This window comes from Primorskyibacter aestuariivivens (assembly GCF_028023675.1).
In the GTDB taxonomy this organism is placed as follows: domain Bacteria; phylum Pseudomonadota; class Alphaproteobacteria; order Rhodobacterales; family Rhodobacteraceae; genus Marinovum; species Marinovum aestuariivivens.
This window is the reverse complement of the sequence record NZ_JAQIOZ010000005.1, coordinates 275,917-294,508: the sequence shown is the minus strand read 5'-3', so window position 1 is coordinate 294,508 and position 18,592 is coordinate 275,917. Positions and strand designations below refer to the sequence as shown.

General features: G+C 62.0%; 14 protein-coding genes. 12 read left to right on the top strand and 2 right to left on the bottom strand.

The window, feature by feature from the left end; all coding sequences use genetic code 11:
- Positions 1 to 33: 33 nt before the first annotated feature.
- Entirely contained in the window at positions 34 to 1,053 is a 1,020-nt protein-coding gene (locus PGB28_RS07070) for a zinc ABC transporter substrate-binding protein (RefSeq protein ID WP_271420794.1), read from the bottom strand.
- Between the two features lie 92 nt (positions 1,054 to 1,145).
- Between PGB28_RS07070 and PGB28_RS07065 the strand changes: the two genes are divergently transcribed.
- The 10 genes from PGB28_RS07065 (at position 1,146) to PGB28_RS07020 (ending at position 15,329) form a co-directional block, all read left to right on the top strand.
- On the top strand, positions 1,146 to 1,628 hold the full coding sequence (locus PGB28_RS07065) for a Fur family transcriptional regulator (protein ID WP_271420793.1): 483 nt from the start codon (positions 1,146 to 1,148) through the stop codon (positions 1,626 to 1,628).
- Positions 1,625 to 2,374, top strand: coding sequence for an ATP-binding cassette domain-containing protein (locus PGB28_RS07060; protein WP_271420792.1), 750 nt, complete (start codon positions 1,625 to 1,627; stop codon positions 2,372 to 2,374). Before PGB28_RS07065 ends, PGB28_RS07060 begins: the two co-directional genes overlap by 4 nt.
- On the top strand, positions 2,374 to 3,177 hold the full coding sequence (locus PGB28_RS07055; RefSeq protein ID WP_271420851.1) for an iron chelate uptake ABC transporter family permease subunit: 804 nt from the start codon (positions 2,374 to 2,376) through the stop codon (positions 3,175 to 3,177). Before PGB28_RS07060 ends, PGB28_RS07055 begins: the two co-directional genes overlap by 1 nt.
- A 133-nt stretch (positions 3,178 to 3,310) precedes the next feature.
- A complete protein-coding gene (locus PGB28_RS07050; protein WP_271420791.1) occupies positions 3,311 to 4,576 on the top strand; it encodes a ferredoxin reductase family protein in 1,266 nt (421 codons plus the stop codon).
- 12 nt (positions 4,577 to 4,588) lie between these two features.
- On the top strand, positions 4,589 to 8,146 hold the full coding sequence (locus PGB28_RS07045) for a c-type cytochrome (RefSeq protein WP_271420790.1): 3,558 nt from the start codon (positions 4,589 to 4,591) through the stop codon (positions 8,144 to 8,146).
- 10 nt (positions 8,147 to 8,156) lie between these two features.
- On the top strand, positions 8,157 to 9,344 hold the full coding sequence (locus PGB28_RS07040; RefSeq protein WP_271420789.1) for an OmpA family protein: 1,188 nt from the start codon (positions 8,157 to 8,159) through the stop codon (positions 9,342 to 9,344).
- Positions 9,328 to 10,908: a caspase family protein gene (locus PGB28_RS07035; RefSeq protein ID WP_271420788.1), complete on the top strand. Its 1,581-nt coding sequence runs from the start codon at positions 9,328 to 9,330 to the stop codon at positions 10,906 to 10,908. The genes PGB28_RS07040 and PGB28_RS07035 overlap by 17 nt, the downstream gene beginning before the upstream one ends.
- A gap of 3 nt (positions 10,909 to 10,911) precedes the next feature.
- Positions 10,912 to 12,630, top strand: a complete 1,719-nt coding sequence (locus PGB28_RS07030) for a caspase family protein (RefSeq protein ID WP_271420787.1) — start codon at positions 10,912 to 10,914, stop codon at positions 12,628 to 12,630.
- 12 nt (positions 12,631 to 12,642) lie between these two features.
- Positions 12,643 to 14,505 carry a caspase family protein gene (locus PGB28_RS07025; protein ID WP_271420786.1) on the top strand — a complete coding sequence of 621 codons (1,863 nt, stop codon included), beginning with the start codon at positions 12,643 to 12,645 and terminating at the stop codon, positions 14,503 to 14,505.
- Positions 14,499 to 15,329 carry a M15 family metallopeptidase gene (locus PGB28_RS07020; RefSeq protein WP_271420785.1) on the top strand — a complete coding sequence of 277 codons (831 nt, stop codon included), beginning with the start codon at positions 14,499 to 14,501 and terminating at the stop codon, positions 15,327 to 15,329. The genes PGB28_RS07025 and PGB28_RS07020 overlap by 7 nt, the downstream gene beginning before the upstream one ends.
- Before the next feature lie 9 nt (positions 15,330 to 15,338).
- On the opposite strand, the gene PGB28_RS07015 is transcribed toward PGB28_RS07020, so the two are convergent.
- Complete coding sequence (locus tag PGB28_RS07015) at positions 15,339 to 16,130, bottom strand: alpha/beta fold hydrolase (RefSeq protein ID WP_271420784.1); 792 nt, start codon at positions 16,128 to 16,130, stop codon at positions 15,339 to 15,341.
- 268 nt (positions 16,131 to 16,398) lie between these two features.
- Between PGB28_RS07015 and groES the strand changes: the two genes are divergently transcribed.
- Positions 16,399 to 16,686 carry a co-chaperone GroES gene (groES, locus tag PGB28_RS07010; RefSeq protein ID WP_271420783.1) on the top strand — a complete coding sequence of 96 codons (288 nt, stop codon included), beginning with the start codon at positions 16,399 to 16,401 and terminating at the stop codon, positions 16,684 to 16,686.
- Positions 16,687 to 16,749: 63 nt separating this feature from the next.
- Positions 16,750 to 18,393, top strand: a complete 1,644-nt coding sequence (gene groL / locus PGB28_RS07005) for a chaperonin GroEL (RefSeq protein ID WP_271420782.1) — start codon at positions 16,750 to 16,752, stop codon at positions 18,391 to 18,393.
- The last annotated feature ends 199 nt before the right edge of the window (positions 18,394 to 18,592 follow it).

Here is an 18,592-nt window from a genome sequence, read left to right as displayed (position 1 = left end):
CTGTGAGGGGCGGGACAGGCCCGCCCGCTGCTATCAGCTGTTCAGGCACTCCGCCATGGATGCGCCGAGCTGCCGGATCAGAGCCGGGTAAAAGCCCGGACCTGTCTCGATGCTCCGGCCGATCGGGTCGAGCACGCCGGGCTTGGCCTTCGTGCCTTCCAGCACGGTGTCGAGACGGCGCGTGTCGAATTGCGGTTCGGTAAAGGCGCAGCCCACATTTTCCGTTTCGATCAGATCCTGCACGGCACGGATATGGGCCGGACCGGGATCAGCGGCGTCAGACCCGGATAGCGCGGCCACGGCGCGCAGCCCGACACCCTCTTCGAAATATTGGTAGGCGTCGTGGAAAACGATGAAGCCGGGCGCGTTCTGGATCGTCAGAACGGATTTCATCTCGGCCTCCAGCGCCTCCAGTTCGGCAATCGCGGCGTCGGCGTTGCTGGCATATGTCGCAGCATTGTCCGGATCGGCCTTGGTCAGTGCAACGGCGATGTGGCGGGTCCAGGCGCGGGCGTTTTCGACCAGAAGCCAAGCGTGCGGATCGGTGCCCTCGTGCGAATGGCCGTGATCATCATGCGCGTCTGCGTGATCGTCTTCATGGCTGTGGTCGTCGGAATGCGCCTTGTCCTCGTCGTAGCCATGATCATGCTCGTCATGCTCGTCATGCTCGTCATGCTCGTCATGGTCGTCCGCCGCAGCAAAGATCATCGCCTTTCGCACATCCAGCAGCACCGTACCCGGTGCATGAATCAGGTCCAGTGACAGCGCCTCGGGGGCCAGCGTGGCAATCCGGTCCCCGAACCACGGGGTCAGTTCCTCACCCACCCAAATCACCATATCGGCCTCTTGCAGCGCGCGGGCCTCGGACGGGCGCATGGCGTAGTGATGCGGTGACGCGGACGGACCAATAATGAGCGTCGGGCTGCCCACCCCGTCCATCACCCGCGAAACAAGCCCGTGAACCGGGGCGATGTCGGTGGCAACCTTGGGCACATCAGCCAGAAGCGGGGTGGCGGTGCTGAGCAGCAGGGCGGAAAGAAGCGGGCGGATCATCATGTGCGACCTGTTATCTTATTACATTCGACGCGCCTTGCTACATGTCATAGTATAACGTATCAACCCCAAATCTTGACGGACGGGCCAGAATGCAGACCATCGGATTTGCCAAACATGATCATTCCCATTGCCGCAGCGAAGGCATCGCGGCCGCAGACGCCTATTGCGCAGCGCATGGGTTGCAATTCACGCCGGTGCGTCGCCGCGTGCTGGAAATCCTGTTGACCGAACATCGCGCCATGGGGGCGTATGACCTGCTTGAAACCCTGGGCGAGGAAGGGTTTGGGTCGCAGCCGCCGGTCGCTTACAGGGCCTTGGAATTCCTCGTGAAACACGGGTTTGCGCACAAGATCGAGCGGCTCAATGCTTTTGTTGGCTGTGCGCATCCGGGCGCCGATCATTCGCCAGTCTTCCTGATCTGCCGGGGGTGCAAGGCCGTGGCCGAAGTGCAGGCGCGCCCGGGTGAGATTGTGCTGAACGATCTGGCCAGCGCGGCGGGGTTTCGCGTGGAGCGCGCGGTTGTCGAAGCCGAGGGGCTATGCCCGAAATGTCAGGCCGGAGCAGAGGAATGAGCCTTGTATCCATGGCCGATTTGAGCGTGGCGCAGGGCGGGCGCACCGTTTTGCAGCATGTGAATTTCGCCATCGAACCGGGCGAGATCGTCACGATTGTCGGGCCCAACGGGTCGGGCAAATCCACGCTTCTCAAGGCGTTGGTCGGGGCGCTTACCCCGGTGCAGGGGCGGGTGACGCGCCAGTCCGGGTTGCGCATGGGATATGTGCCGCAGCGTCTGCATATTGATCCAACCCTGCCGATGACGGTGGCGCGATTCCTGTCGTTGCCCCGGCATGCGACCCGGGCGCGCCGCGATGCCGCGCTGGAGCGCGCAGGTGTGCCGGAACTGGCAGATCGCCAGATGTCGGGGCTGTCGGGCGGACAGTTTCAGCGTGTTCTGCTGGCGCGCGCGATCCTTGATGATCCGCAGCTTTTGCTTCTGGACGAGGCAACGCAAGGCCTCGATCAACCGGGCTCTGCCGCCTTTTACCGGCGCATTGAAGAAGTGCGGGGGGAGCTGGGCTGTGCCGTGCTGATGGTCAGCCATGAATTGCACGTGGTGATGAGCGCGTCAGACCGGGTTATTTGCCTCAATGGGCATATCTGTTGCGAAGGCCAGCCCGAAGCGGTGGCCAGCGCGCCGGAATACCGCGCCCTGTTCGGAACGGGGACGGGCGGGGCACTGGCGCTTTACCGGCATGAGCACGATCACCAGCATGATGAACATTGCGACCACGATCACAGCCACGAGGCGGCGGAATGATGGCGTTTCTTGACGATTTCATGCTGCGCGCGACGCTGGCGGGTCTGGGGGTTGTCTTTGCTGCTGCGCCGTTGGGCTGTTTCGTGGTCTGGCGGCGCATGGCCTATTTCGGCGATGCCACGGCGCATGCCGCCATTCTGGGCGTGGCGATGGCCCTTGCGCTGTCCATTTCGGTGCTGGCGGGGGCTCTGGCCATGGCGTTGATCATGGCGCTGGCCGTGAGCGGGCTGAGCGGGCGGGGCTATGCCATGGACACGATGCTGGGCGTGATGGCGCATTCGGCGCTGGCCTTTGGTTTGGTCGCGGTGTCCTTCCTGTCGGATGTGCGGCTGGACCTGATGTCCTATCTCTTTGGCGATGTTCTGGCCGTGGGCAAGGGGGATCTTGCGATCATCTGGGCCGGTGCGGCGCTGGTGGTCGGTCTGATCCTGTGGCGCTGGCAGGCGCTCTTGACCGCGACGCTGAGCGACGAGCTTGCCTGGGCCGCCGGGGTCAATCCGCGCCGCGAGCAAATGGTGCTGACATTGGCGCTGGCGCTGGTGGTGGCCGTCGCGATCAAGGTGGTTGGCGTCTTGCTGATCGCCGCGATGTTGATCATTCCGCCGGCGGCAGCACGACCGTTTGCCCGGACGCCGGAACAGATGGCGATATTGGCCGCCATGATCGGCGCTCTGGCGGTTGTTGCGGGGCTGCAGGGAGCCTTGCTGCTTGATTCCCCGGCGGGTCCGTCCATCGTCTGCGCGGCGGCCCTGTTTTTTGTCCTGAGCAATCTTGGCGCGCTCGTCAAAGCCGTGAAACCCTGAAAATCCGGTCCCGACCCTGCCTTGGAAGGTATGGTTTTCCTGACAAAGCCCGTCAAAGGCGTTGACTTTGGGTCAGGGGTTTCGTGTCTTTTGAATACGTTAACATTTTCAAGACTGCCGGACCCTTTGCATCATGATCTCATTTCTCGTCTTTCTGGCCGGTATCGCTGTTCCTTCGGCGCTTGTGGCGCTCTTTGCGGGCAATGCCAGCCTGCAGAGCGTGGCGGCGCTTTGTGCCGGGGCGAGCGCGTTCAGCCTGATGGCGATCAACATCTTCCTGTCGGCCCGTCCGCGTGTGATCGAGGCCTGGGTAGGAGGGCTCGACCGGCTGTACCAGGTGCATAAATGGACCGGCGTGACGGTGGTGGCGCTGGTGCTGTTCCACGAAGGCGTGGGCATGGACCTTGAGGGGCAGATCATTGCCACCGGGCTGGCCAAGACGTCCGTGGATGTGGCCGAGATCGCCTTTCCGGTGCTGCTGGGCCTGATTGCCGTCAGCTTTTTCAAGAAACTGCCGGTGATCAAGATGCAGCGCGACCTGCTGCCCTATGGGCTGTGGCGCTGGACGCATCGGGTGCTGGGGGTGGTGTTCATTGCCATTGCGTTTCACCAGTTCTTTGTGAAAGTGCCGTTTTCGATGAATGCCGTTGCCGCGCAATACCTGAATTTCATGGCGGCGCTGGGCATTCTGAGCTTTCTCTACACCCAGTTTCTCGCCCCGTTCCGCCCGCGCGGATACGAGATTACGGGCGTTGTAAAACACCCGGCTGCCACCATCGTGGATGCCAGACCCAAGGGCCGGGGCATCCGCCCGAAACCCGGGGCCTTTGCGGTGATTTCGATCAAACGCAACGGGCTGCGCGAGCCGCATCCCTTTACCGTGTCGAAGATCGGTGAGAATGGCGAGGTGCAGTTCTCGATCCGCGGTCTGGGTGACTACACCCGTCGGCTGCGTGACGCGGTCAAGCTTGGCGACAAGATGACGGTCGAGGGCGGCTATGGCCGGTTCGATTATCGCAAGGGGCCCAAGGAACAGCTTTGGGTTGCGGGCGGGATCGGGATCACGCCGTTTCTGGCTTTTGCCGACAGCCTTACTGAGGCCGAGACTCGGACCATCCGTCTGGTCTATTGTGTGAACAAGGCCGAAGAGGCCGTGGGGCTTGACCGGCTGCGGGCGGCTGAGCAACGATGTAAGGGATTTGAGCTTGATCTGCATGTCAGCCAAACCGACGGACGCCTGACCGCCGAGGTGCTGGCCGGGAAAGTCCCGTTCGATCTGACAAGCGCCGGGATGTGGTTCTGTGGCCCGGCTCCCATGCGGGTGGCCCTGATATCCGGATTGAAAGCGGCGGGAAAATCGCCTGCTTCGGTCCATTTTGAAGAATTCGAATTCCGCTGAAAGGAACAGATGATGAAACCGATTGCCATACTCAGCATTGCGGCGGCGCTTTGCGGCACCATGGCTTTGGCCAATACGCCGGAACTGTTCTCGGGCGGCGATTACGCAGATTATCAGGCCGATATGGCCAATGGCGAAGTGATCTTCAACGCCTCGGGCTGTGCCACCTGTCACGCGGTTGACGGCGATGACACGATCCTCGCGGGGGGGCAGGAAATCTCGACCAAGTTTGGCGAGCTCTATGCGCCCAACATCACCCATCACAAGGCGGCGGGCATTGGCGACTGGTCAAATGCGGATTTCCTCAATGCGCTGCTGCGCGGCGTGTCTCCGTCGGGCGAGACATATTTCGGCGCGGTTTTTCCGTACCCGTCCTATTCGCGGATGACCCCCGAGGATGCGCTGGACCTGAAGGCCTATATGGCGTCGCTGCCGGTGTCGGATGCGGAAAGCCGCGAACACGATCTGAGCTATATGAGCCAGACCATTCTGGACCTGTGGTCGTCCAAGCGCGATCCGTTGACCCCGCCTGCCGATGAGCAGATGGCGCGCGGACAGTATCTGGTCGAGGCGGTGGGCCATTGCGCCGAATGTCACACGCCGCGCGATACCGGCTATGGGTTCAAATACGAGCTGGACAAGACCCGCGCCTATGAGGGGGAATTTGGCATTCTGGGGGAATATGCTCCCGACATTACCGGCACGCGGCTGGCCAATTACGGGGCGGACGCTTTTGTCATCGGGGCAATGGCACAGGCCAAGAAGCTCAATGGCAACCCCATGGTGTCGACTTCGATGCGGCGCATTGCGCGGCTGACCTCGAAACTGTCGCTGCACGACCGGGCGGCGATGTATGCCTATCTGACGGGCAAGCCGTTCGATGTGGCCTCGCTCACCGAACAGGATACCGGCGGCAGTGGTGGTGCGGTGCCTGATCCCGAGCCGATTGTTGTGGTGAATAACGAGACCGGCGACGACAGCGGCACCCGCAGCGATGCCACGCCTGCAGGTCCGATGATCCCGGATTACACCGGCGCGAAAAAGCTGATGCAGCGGGTTGAGGCCTATTGCAAGGCGCAGGAACCGGTCGAGCCGGTCACCCCGCCGCCGTCGAACGCAAGCGCGCCCGCGCCCAAACCGGCGGGTCCCGATCCGCAGCTGGTCGCCAAGGCAGACCAGATCATCGAAGATTACTGCCGCTCCTGCCACGCGCCCGGCAAGACCTGGAACGGGGTGTTCCCGACGGGCGACATTGCGGACATGAAGTTCGACAAGCGCGTGCTGACGCCGGGCGATCCCAACGCCTCGCCGCTATATGAATCGGTCGCGGCGGGCCGGATGCCCACGGGCCAGAAAATGAGCGCGGAAGAGCTGAACGTGCTGCGCGACTGGATCATCGCCCTGGGCGACACCGGCACGCCCGTGGCCTCGACCCCGGCGCAGCCCGAGGCCCCGGCAGCAGTGGCCCAAACCCCGGCCGAGGATGTGCCCGCGCCGCTCTTTGCCGGGTTCTCCCGCAATGAACGCATGCTGGCCGTGGCCGCCGACATCAACGCGATTGATGAGCGTGACCGCCAGTATATCCGCTATTTCTCATTCGCAGAGATGCCCCTGGCCGAGATCGACTGTGATGACGCGGGCGCGTTGAAGAACCCGATGCATTACATGCATGCCGGTTTCAACAAGTTCATCAACTCGGTCTCGAACGGGCCGCGCGTGGCCGCTGTTGTCCCGGTGGAAAATACCGAGGGCGCGGTGGTGCGCATTGACCTGCGCGATTATGACTGGGATTTCGACGATTGGCTGGCGCTGTCCACCGGTGTCTTTACCCAAGGCGCGCTGGATGCGGATTTCGACGAAGAGGTCTGGGAAGAGCTGGCGCAGGTCTACCCCTATGCGGTGGACCCGAATTCCGATCCGCTTCTGAAGATTCTGTCGGACGCGACCGGGGCCTATGTGCCGATCATGCGCGCCGATTGGGTGGCGCGCTTTGCGTCCGAGGCGCCCTATTACGACATGCTGCTGGACCTGACCGGCCATATCCGGGATCTGGAGCGCCGCATCGGCGTGGACGTGGACCGCGAGATCCAGGAAGCCAATGTGATCCGCGCAGCGATGCTGCCGGGCTCGTCCGGCGTGTCCGATCACAACCGGATGCTGGAACGTTTCGACCTGCCCCGGAACGGCTATTACTGGAAGTCCTATGACTTTGCGGGCGATGATGGTCAGCAATCGCTGGCGCTCTTCCCCGATGGCCCGCCGGATCTGCCCTATACGCCGTCTGGCACCGAACCGTTCGAACATGATGGCGGCGAGATGATCTTCAGCCTGGAGAACGGCTTGCAGGGCTATTACCTGTCCGATGCGCGCGGCGCGCGGCTGCTGGTCGGCCCGGCTTCGATCGTGTCCTTCCGGACCAAGCCGATTGGCAAAGGCGTGGAGATCGTGAATGCGCGCTCCTGCTTCGACTGCCATGACAACGGTATGATCGCCAAGAAGGACGAGCTGCGCGATGTGCTTCTGGCTTCGCGCCGGTTCTCGCGCGATGAGCTGGAAATCCTGCTGGAGATGTATGTCGAGAACGATGTTCTGGACGAATACTATCAGAAGGACCGCGACACGTTCCTGTCGTCGCTGGAAGAGCTGAATGCCACCTCGGTGACGGCGGGGGGGCAATTGGCCAGCCTGCGTGCGCCGTCTTCAGTGGGCGGGGGCGAGATTGTCACCTATCTCGCGGACATGCATTTCCACTCGCTCGATTTCGAGCAACTGGCGCGGGACTTCTACATGGATGTGGACACCTTCCGCACCCGTGCGGGCCGGATGGGCGATCCAACCCTGACGGTGATCGTCAGCGACTGGATTTCGCGTCTTGATGCGGGCGGCAAGATCCAGCGGTCGGAGATCGAGAAATACTATGGTGATATTCTCGAACGCATCTCGGACCTGCGGCCCTTCCGCTATGACGGGGGCTATGAGGCGGTGAAACATGAAGCGGCCGATTATGATCAAGGTGCCTATGAGGAAGAGGTCGAAAAGGCCGTCAAGGAAGTGGTGAAGAAGGAGGAAGAGCCTTATGAGCCTGCCGTCAAGGAGCCGGTGGATTACGAGCCTCCCAGCTACGAGCCCAAGGCCGACCGTCTGACGCTGGCGCTGCATGTGCCCAAGACGGAAGTCTATGTGAACGATCTTCTGGAGTTCACGGTCAAGGCCAACAAGAAGTGCGAATTGCAGATCTTTTACGTGGAAGAGAGCAAGAATATCGAGGAACTGCCCAGCCAAATCCTGGGGCCGCGCTTCCTTGAGGCCGGTGAGACCCGTCGCATCCCCTATGAGGGATCGGGCCTGCAGATCCGCTTTGACGAGCCGGGCAGCGGCGAGACCATGCTGGCCTTCTGCCGCGAGGGTGGTCTGGGCGACTACGGCATGACCGCTGAGGGCGCGCTGGATTACGCGAAAAAGCATTTCCAACCGCTGACCCGGGGCATTGCGATCGAAGCCGCGACCAAGGTGGCCGAGGATGATGGTCAAAGCGCCACCAACCACGTCACCTTTAGCGTGCTGAAGTAAGGAGGCCATCATGTTGCGTTCCACACTTTCCGCTTTTGCCATCACACTCGCCCTTGCGGGGGCGGCCCATGCCAACAGCTGCAGCGACGCGATCAAGGCGCTGCAGGCCACCTATGCGGCGGGCAGCACCGATGAGATCATGTCGGCGCTGGCCGCCGTGCGGCAGGGCGGGCTTTGCACCGAATCCGCCGAGGTGCAGGCGATGCGCCAGGTCTCGGGCGTGCTGGCCGCGCGGGCGGGTCGCTTCATGGCGCAGGACAAGCTGGCCGAGGCCGAGGCACTGCTGGAACTGGCTCCGGCGCTGCATTGGGCGGTGCAGGCGGTGCGCGCCGACATTGCCGCCAAGCGCGGCAATCGCGAAGAGGCGGCGGCGCTCTACAATGCCGCGCTGGATACGATCACCGACCCGGCGCTGACTCCGCCCAACCCGGCGCTGATCCCCCATGCCGAGCGGCTGGCGCAACTGGCACAGGAAAACATGATGCTGGCGGGCACGCTGGACAGCACGATCACCCGGGGCGGCGATCCGTCCGGCGTGCTGAAATCGGCGGTGCGCGGCATCGCGATTGAAAGCGTGGGCGAAGACTATGCCGATGGCGGCGACGTCTATGAGGATGACAAGAAGGAGGTCTATGACGAGGTCAAGAAGGACGACTATGACGGCGGCGGTTATGCCGAAGCGCCCAAGGACGGCTACGCCGATGCTCCGAAAGATGACTACAAGGAAGAGAAAAAAGACGACTATGCCGGTGGCAACGATTATGTCGAGCCGCCGAAAAAGGCAAAAGACCCTTATGCCGGTGGCAAGAAAGACGATTACGCCGTCGCCGATGAGGTCGCCAAGAAAACCAAGACCGTTTTCCTGCCCATCCGTTTCGCCTTTGATAGTGACAAGCTTGATCCCAAGGGCGTTTACGAGGCCCAGTCGGTGGGGGCGTTCCTGATTGCCAATGGCATCAAGCACATCACGCTTGTCGGTCACACCGATGAAAAGGGCGCGGCGGAGTATAATCTTGACCTGTCCTTCCGGCGCGCGGCCGCGGTGCGTGACTACCTGATCCAGTACGGGGTCAAGACCTATATCCAGATTGATGGAAAGGGCGAGTACCAGCCGCCCAAACTGGTCGATCCCTATATCTATTCAAACGAGGAGCGTCGCGCGATTGCCCGGCGGGTAGAACTTGTTCTGCAGGGTTAAATCGGCACTTGCCGCCGGGGTCTGCGCGCTGACGCTGGCCCCGGTCGCGCAGGCCGCGCAATATGCCATGGTGGTGGGCGTGGATGATTACCGCGCTTTCCAGAAACACCCCGCCCCGCCCGGCGAATTGTCCGATCTCGAAGGGGCGGTGAATGACGCGCTGCGCATTGCCGGATCCATGCGCAGCGTCGGCATCGATCTGCCTGATGAACGGTTGCTTCTGGATGGGCGCGCTACGCTGGACGGGTTCCTGAGCGGCTGGCGGTCCATGCTGGCCAAGGCGTCGCCCGGGGATACGATCATCGTGACCTTTTCGGGCCATGGCGGGCAGGAGATCGAGGTCGGCGAACCCTTCGACGAGGTGACGGACAAAAAAGATGAAACGATCATGTTTCACGACTTTGATCCCAAGAACCCGCGCAAGGGTCGGCTGTCCGACGATCAGCTGCGCGAGCTTCTGTCTGATGCCTCGGCCTATAACGTCATCTGGGTGATGGATAGCTGCCATTCTGCGGGCCTCACGCGCAAGGTGGACCCGTTCACCATGGGCCTGACCCGCAATGGCGGGGTTTATGATATCCCCATCGCCCCCATCGAAGGCGAGATCGAGGCCAGTGAAGGCGACACGGGCAAGGATACGCTGCCCCATGTGACCCAGATCCTTGCCACGGCCAGCGAAGACCGTCTGGTCACCGAGACCCGGTTCGACGGCAAATCGCATGGTGCGCTGTCGTGGTTCTTTGCCGAGGCGATCACCGGGGCAGGGGACGTGAATGGCGACGGCACCATGACCCGGGCCGAATTGGCCGAGTTTCTGGAAGACCGGGTCTTTGCCCATATGAAGCAGAACCAGCAGCCCCGTATCCTGCCGCGCGGGGACAATCGCCCGGTATTTGCCGTGGCACCGCCGCCGAAAAAGAAAGATGCTCCTCCGCCCAAGGGGGCCGTGGCGGTCAAGTTCGAGGGGCCAAAACCTCCCGGATTGAAGGACGGCACGTGGGTCGAGGTCACGGCCTCGCCGCAGCTTGGGTTCAAGGCGCGTTCGGGCGGGCGTTGGGATGTGTTCAACCACACCGGCGACCGGATCACCACGATCACAGGCGATGCGCACCGGCTGGTCGCGCGGACCAAGGCGCTGGACTACATTCTGGGTTCCAAGAAACCCGACCGTGCTGCGATCAGGATGCAGGCCGGGCAGGACCACACGCTGAACCCGGTGGGCAGCATCGTGAGCTACCGATTCACGCCGCCAAGTCCCGATCTGGGGTATCTGACGCTGTTCAACGTGGCCAGTGATGGGACGTTGCAATATCTGCACCCGCTCTCTGCCTCGGGCGATAAACCGGTTGGCCCGGAGGGATTTCCGGTGCGGTTTCGGGTGACGCCGCCCACCGGCGCGGATCAGCTTGTCGCGATATTCTGTTCCCGTCCGCCGCTGGATCTGCGCCGCGAACTGGCGCGCTACAACGGGCTACTGGTGCCCGATGATGAGACGCTGCCCACGGTGCTGGGGCGGGGGACATGTCAGACGGGCATTATCGGGCTGTATACGGAGGATGGTTAGGCGATGATCTGGCGCGCGCTTCTTGTCTTGGTGATCGGGTTTTTGCCCAGGCTGGGCTGGGCGCAGGACAAAGTGGCGCTCATCATCGGCAACTCGGACTATGCGCATGCGACGGCACTGACCAATCCGCGCAATGACTCGCAGGCCATGGCGGACAAGCTTGAAGGGCTGGGCTTCAAGGTGTTCCTGCATCAGGACGCGGGCGGCCAACAAATGCGCATCGCGCTGGGCCAGTTTACCGAGGCCGCGCTGGGCGCGGAAATTGCGCTGGTCTTCTATGCCGGGCACGGGATCGAAATGAGCGGGCGCAATTACCTGATCCCGGTGGATGCCGAGATGCGCTCCGAGGCGACCGCGCAGTTCGAGGCGCTGTCGCTGGACACGCTGATCACCTCGGTCACGCAGGCGTCCAAGCTGGGCATGGTGCTTCTGGATGCCTGCCGGGACAATCCTTTCGCGGCCGCCATGCAGCGCAACAACGGCACGCGGTCGCTGCGCCGCGGGCTGGCACCGGTCTCGATCGAAGGGCAGCAGGGCTTGTTGGTCAGTTTCGCGGCGGAGGAGGGGAGCACCGCCGATGACGGCACCGGCATGCACAGCCCCTATACCGATGCGCTTCTGGATGTGATCGACGAGCCGGGGCTGGAGGTCGGGCGCATGTTCCGCAAGGTGCGTGCCCGCGTGCGTGAGGCTACGGATGGGCGTCAGGTGCCAATAGAACGCATGCAATTGCCTGATGAGGCGATCTATTTTGTGCCGGCCGTTGCGGTTGAGCCGGGGGGCGAAGACGAGAGAGAGACCACGCCGCCCGTGATACCGCAGGTCGAGGAAGACCCCACAGTGGCCTTTTATGATGCGGTTTCCAGCGGCGAGATCGAACCGCTCAACGAATTCATCAACCGCTATCCCGATCATCCTCTGGCCGAGGACGCGCGGAAGCTGGTGCATTCGCTTCAGGATGACAAGTTCTGGAAGAAGACGGTCGAGGCGGACACGGTACAGGCCTATCGCCGCTATCTGATCGCCTTTCGCGACGGGCAATATGTGGACAAGGCCAAGGAACGGATCGCCGAGTTGACCGCGCCGGAGGAGCCCGTGGTCGAAGCACCGCCCAGCACTCAGCCCCCCGTGACCCAACCGCCTGTGACGCAACCGCCAGTCACACAGCCGCCCGTGACACAGCCTCCGGTCAACACGGTGCAACCCAGTTTCGATTGTGCGAGGGCCGCGACCAATATCGAACATGCGATCTGCGGGGATCAGGGACTTGCGCAACAGGATAACCTGTTGGCCCGTGCCTATGCCCGGGCGCGCGACAGGAACATAGTGACGGCTGCGGACCAGCGGCAATGGATCAAGGAACGCGGGGCAATCTGTGAATTTACCGGGCACCGGATCGCCGCATGTGTCCGGCAGATCAATGGTGACCGTATCAACGCGCTGAATTTTGGGCGGCCCACAGGCAATATCGCCCCCAGTTTCAGTTGTGCCAAAGCCAGCACGCCGGTGGAGCGTGCCTTGTGCTCCAGCGATGCGCTGGCCCGGCAGGATCAACACCTGTTGCAGGCCTATCAGAATGCCCGTGCGCGGGGCGCCACCACCGCCACAGCACAACGCGAGTGGATTCGGCAGCGCGAAACAACTTGTGCCGGACGAGGCAGCGGTGTGGCGGTCTGCGTTGCGGAAATGTCGGCAGAGCGCATTCGCAAGCTCGGCGGGTAAGGGGGACCACTTATGCGAGTCTTGAAATATCTTTTGGTGCTACTGGTCTTCGCAGCAGGCGCGGCGCAGGCGGAAAAGCGCGTGGCCCTCGTCATTGGCAACAGCACATATGAAAACGCCAGCGTCCTGGCCAATCCGACCAATGATGCGCGGGCGATGGCGGACAAGCTTGGGCGCATCGGCTTTGATGTCATGCTGCGCGAGGACCTGAGCGGGCAGGATTTCCGCATCGCGCTGGGCGAGTTCACGGAAAAGGCGCTGAGTTCGGATATTGCACTGGTGTTTTACGCGGGCCACGGGATCGAGATGGGCGGGCGCAATTACCTGATCCCTGTGGATGCGCGCATGCGCTCCGAGGCGACGGCGACATTCGAGACTGTGGCGCTCGATTCCATGCTGACCACGGTGAAACAGGCGGGCAAGCTGGGGCTGATCATGCTGGATGCCTGTCGCGACAATCCTTTTGCCGCCGCCATGCAACGCACCGATGGCACGCGGTCGCTGCGCCGCGGGCTGGCGCCCGTGTCGATCGAGGGGCAATCCGGACTGCTGGTCAGCTTCGCGGCTCAGGCGGGCAGCACGGCGGCGGATGGCGACACGATGCATTCGCCTTATACCGCCGCCCTGTTGCAGGTGCTGGACGAGCCGGGACTGGAAGTGGGACGCATGTTCCGCAAGGTGCGCAAACTGGTGCGCGAGGCAACGGACGGCCAGCAGGTGCCGATCGAGCGGATGCAATTGCCGGATGAGGCGATTTACCTTGTGGCTGCGCCGCCAACGGGTGGGGAATCTCCGCAACTGCCTGAGAAAGATGAAGACGAAGCTCCCAAGCAGCCGCCGATGCAGGAAGACCCGCTGCTGGTTTTCCTTGATGCGGTCCAGAGCGGCAGCAAGGAAAAGCTGGAAGAGTTCGTGCGCCGCTACCCCGATCATCCCAAGGCGGCGGATGCGCGCAAGCTTCTGCTGGACATGGCCGATACGGAATTCTGGCAATACACCGTATCGCAGGACACCGAAGACGCCTATCGCACCTATCTGATCGCCTTTCCCGAAGGCCGCTATGCGGATGAGGCCAAGGACAAGCTGGCTGCCTATAACCAGCCCGATCCGACACCGGTCAACCCCGCGCCCCCGACGCCGTCACAGCCGGTGCCGGTTGGGCAATGTGCGCCGCTGAACGGGGATTGGGCGGTAACGGGTGTGCCGTCGGACGACACGCTGTTCGTGCGCTCCGGGCCCGATGGCGACGCGCGTGCGGTGGGCGAATTGCCCTATAACGCGGTGGGCATCTCGAATGTGAGTTGCCGCTCCAGTGGCTGGTGCAGCCTGACCTATGGTTGCATCAAGGGGTGGGCCTATGGCGGCAAATATATGGGCCGTGGCGGAACGGCAGGAACGTCGGCGTTTCAGGGGTATTATTCGGTTGTCGATGTGGCGTCCAATGACACGCTGAACCTGCGCACCGGGCCGGGGAAATCGAAATATGGTTATGATTACGATGTGGTCGCCGAATTGCCTTACAACGCCACCGGGGTCTATGTCACCGATTGCCAGGCGCATCTCAATTACCGCTACCGCTGGTGCGCGGTGAGCTATCAGGGGGTGAGCGGATGGGCCTATGGCCGTTTCCTGCAAAGCCCGTCTGGCCAGCGCCCGTCACGCACCACGCGGGCGATCAGCGCGGGCGCGTCCTGCACTGACCTGTGGTATGAGCGCAATTCGATCTTTGATCGCAACGGCTATTGCTTCAAGACAGACCGGGGCAAGACCGCGTTCGACAATTCCGATTGTTTCACCTCGAACCCAAGCCTGACCAATGCCGAACGCAACCGCGTGAACGAGATCAAGCGGCTGGAAAGCCAGATGGGATGCTGACACGGCTGAAGCAGGGGCTTCTGGTTCTGAGCTTCCTGGCCCAACCCGCGCTGGGTGCTGACTGTGGCGCGCGGGATTTTCTGGCCATGGACCTGCCGGACGGCGACCGCCTGCCCATAGAGATTGCGCTTGAGATCGCCTATCCGGGGGTGCGCGTGGACATCGCTGCCGGGCAGGTCATCGTGCCGGGCGGGGCGGTTCTGCCGTTGGGGCGGGACGAGGGGCGCGCGCCCAAGACGCTTTTGACCGACGCTCGGATCGCCGAGCAATTCCGCTACCCCTATCCTCTGGCGTACACATTGGAGCCGCGCAAGAGCGCCTGGCATGATCCGGGACGTGTGCGCGATGACGCGTTTTTCCGCGCGCTTTGGTTTGGCCGCGAGGCTGACGCCCGGGCGTCGCTGCAAAAGGTGCAGTTCCGGGGCAAAGGCCGCGTCAATTACTACGTGACCGGCAAATTCGGCGTGGCCTGCCAACTGGCCAAGGCGATGGCGGAGATCGGCGATGGGCCTGACGCCTCTCATCCCAGCCTGCGCAATGTGGGCGGCAGCTTCAACTGGCGCAAGATTTCGGGGACAAACCGGCTGAGCGCGCATTCCTTTGGCATCGCGATTGACCTGAACACCAAATACGGCGGCTACTGGCGCTGGGGCGGTGAACCGGAAGGGCAGGTGGGCGACTATCGCAATGGCATTCCCGAAGGCGTGGTGCGCGTGATGGAACGCTACGGTTTCATCTGGGGTGGCAAGTGGCATCACTATGACGGGATGCATTTCGAATACCGGCCCGAGCTGATCCTCTATGCGCGGTTGACCGGCGGGTAGCGGGACAGGTCAGGCCAGCGCCTTTTTCACGGCCGCGTTGACCATATCCGGATGGGACAGAGGGGCCATGTGGCCGCCGGTTTCAAAGGTTTCAAACCTCCACCCCGGATGACCGGATGCGAGCAGTTCGACAATCTCCCTAATGGAGCGGACGGTATCCGCCGCGTGCATCACCGTAGTGTCGCGCGGCAAGCGCGCATGCCAGTCCGACAGAGGCAGATCGGGCGTCATGACGGCGTCCCATTCGTGGAAATTCGGCTTAAGAGCTTGCGCGAATTTCTGTCTTCGATCCTCAGGCATCCGGTCCCAACTTCCCGCGCCGGTCCAGTAATCGGCGAATTCCGCAGCCGCCCGTGGCCAATCCCCCGTTGCACCCGTCGTCTTGATACACCCACGGAGCGCTTCGGCCTCCGCATAGGCGTCGCTGCGACCCGCCTGTGCCAAAAGGTAAAACGGGTTCGGCTCGATCAGAACCAGCTTGTCGATCCTTTCAGGAAACAGCGTTGCGGCTTTCATGGCGACGCTGCCTCCGAAGGAATGCCCGACCAGGCGGGCCCTGCTCCGGTCTCCCTGGAGCAGGGATTCGATCAGCCGGGCCTGATCCTCAAGGCTTTGAGGGCGGCGCAGATCCCATGGCGGCGTTGTGCCATAGCCGAACAGGTTGACCGCAATCAGACGATATGTGCCTGCAAGCCGGTCCATCAGACCCCGCCATTGCCGCGCGCCTGCCACGCTGGAATGCAATAGGATGACGGTGGGGCCATTGCCCTGTTCCACGAAATCAGCCTCGAAGGGTGTCATGTCATACTCCCGGGTCACGCGGCGAGAAACCGTCAGTCATTTGGAGTGTAGCGGACAGCGCGGTTTTGCAGAAGGTGGACTGCGCAGCCCTGTCGTGACTCCGGTTTGTTCAATAGCGCGAAGCGAAAATTTTTCTGCATGTCGGCTGTTGACTCGAAAAATCGGACTCCCTAACTATGCGCCGTTAGCACTCGAACAGGGTGAGTGCTAATACCCTCCAGGGAGCGAGGGGACCTGAAATTTAACTTTGAGCCAAGGAGCTGCAAAGATGGCATTTACTCCGCTTCATGACCGCGTGCTGGTTCGCCGTGTAGAGAGCGACGAAAAAACTGCAGGCGGGTTGATCATTCCTGACAGTGCAAAAGAAAAGCCGCAGGAAGGTGAAGTTGTTGCAGTGGGCGCAGGCGCGCGTGACGACGACGGTGATCGCATCGCAATGGACGTCAAGGCTGGCGACAAGATCCTGTTCGGCAAATGGTCCGGCACCGAAATCACCCTCGACGGTGAAGAGCTGCTGATCATGAAAGAATCCGACATCATGGGTGTGATGGCCTGATCCAAGGCCCCCGGCGCCTGAGCGCCGAACCCCCATTCAATTCTCAAGTTAGGAGCAAGCAACATGGCTGCTAAGGACGTCAAATTCGATACCGAAGCCCGCAACAAGATGCTCAAGGGCGTCAACATCCTTGCCGATGCGGTCAAGGTGACCCTCGGCCCCAAAGGCCGTAACGTGGTTCTGGACAAATCCTTTGGTGCACCGCGCATCACCAAGGACGGTGTGTCGGTCGCCAAGGAAATCGAACTGGAAGACAAGTTCGAGAACATGGGCGCGCAAATGGTGAAAGAAGTCGCCTCGCGCACCAATGACGAGGCCGGCGACGGCACCACCACCGCGACCGTGCTGGCGCAAGCCATCGTCAAAGAAGGCATGAAAGCCGTGGCCGCGGGCATGAACCCGATGGACCTCAAGCGCGGCATCGACCTGGCCACTGCCAAGGTTGTCGAAGCCATCAAAAACGCCGCACGCCCGGTCAGCGACAGCGCTGAAGTCGCGCAGGTCGGCACCATCTCTGCCAACGGCGAAGCCGAGATCGGCCAGCAGATCGCAGACGCGATGCAGAAGGTCGGCAATGACGGCGTGATCACCGTTGAAGAGAACAAAGGCCTCGTGACCGAGACCGACGTTGTCGAGGGCATGCAGTTCGACCGCGGCTACCTGTCGCCCTACTTCGTGACCAACTCCGACAAGATGGTTGCAGAGCTGGAAGACTGCCTGATCCTGCTGCACGAAAAGAAACTCTCTTCGCTGCAGCCAATGGTTCCGCTGCTCGAGCAGGTGATCCAGTCGCAAAAACCGCTGCTGATCATTGCCGAAGACGTGGAAGGCGAAGCGCTGGCGACCCTCGTGGTCAACAAGCTGCGCGGCGGCCTGAAAATCGCAGCTGTCAAGGCACCGGGCTTCGGCGATCGCCGTAAAGCCATGCTGCAGGACATCGCGATCCTGACCGGCGGTCAGGTGATCTCGGAAGACCTCGGCATGAAGCTCGAATCCGTGACCATGGACATGCTGGGCACCGCCAAGAAAGTGTCGATCTCCAAGGACGAAACCACCATCGTCGACGGTGCTGGCGAGAAGGCCGAGATCGAAGCGCGCGTTACCCAGATCCGTTCCCAGATCGAAGAGACCTCTTCGGATTACGACCGTGAGAAGCTGCAGGAACGCGTTGCCAAACTGGCAGGCGGTGTTGCCGTGATCCGCGTCGGCGGCATGACCGAAGTGGAAGTGAAAGAGCGCAAGGACCGTGTGGACGACGCGTTGAACGCCACCCGCGCAGCCGTGCAGGAAGGCATCGTTGTCGGCGGCGGCGTTGCTCTGGTTCAGGGCGCGAAAGTGCTTGCCGATCTGGAAGGCGCCAACTCCGACCAGAACCGCGGTATCGCCATCGTGCGCACCGCGCTGGAAGCACCGCTGCGTCAGATCGCAACCAATGCTGGCGTTGACGGCTCGGTCGTGGCTGGCAAGGTCCGCGAAAGCGACGACGTCAAGTTTGGCTACAACGCCCAGACCGAAGAATATGGCGACATGTTCAAGTTCGGCGTGATCGACCCCGCCAAGGTTGTCCGCACCGCTCTGGAAGACGCGGCATCGGTGGCTGGCCTCTTGATCACCACCGAAGCAATGGTGGCCGACAAGCCCGAGCCCGCAGGCGCAGGTGCCGGTGGCGGCATGCCCGACATGGGCGGCATGGGCGGCATGATGTAAACCACGCCTGTCCTACGGGAAGAATTGGGGTCGCCTTCGGGCGGCCCCTTTTTTGTTGGAGGGAACGGTGTGAACAAAATATGGTTCTTTAGGAATACGCAAATCGCAGAAAGACCCTATAGTGATAAGAGAACGAATACTCGAAGGGGCGGTCAAATCACGTTGCAATCGGAACTCCAAACTTTTCTTGCCTTTATCG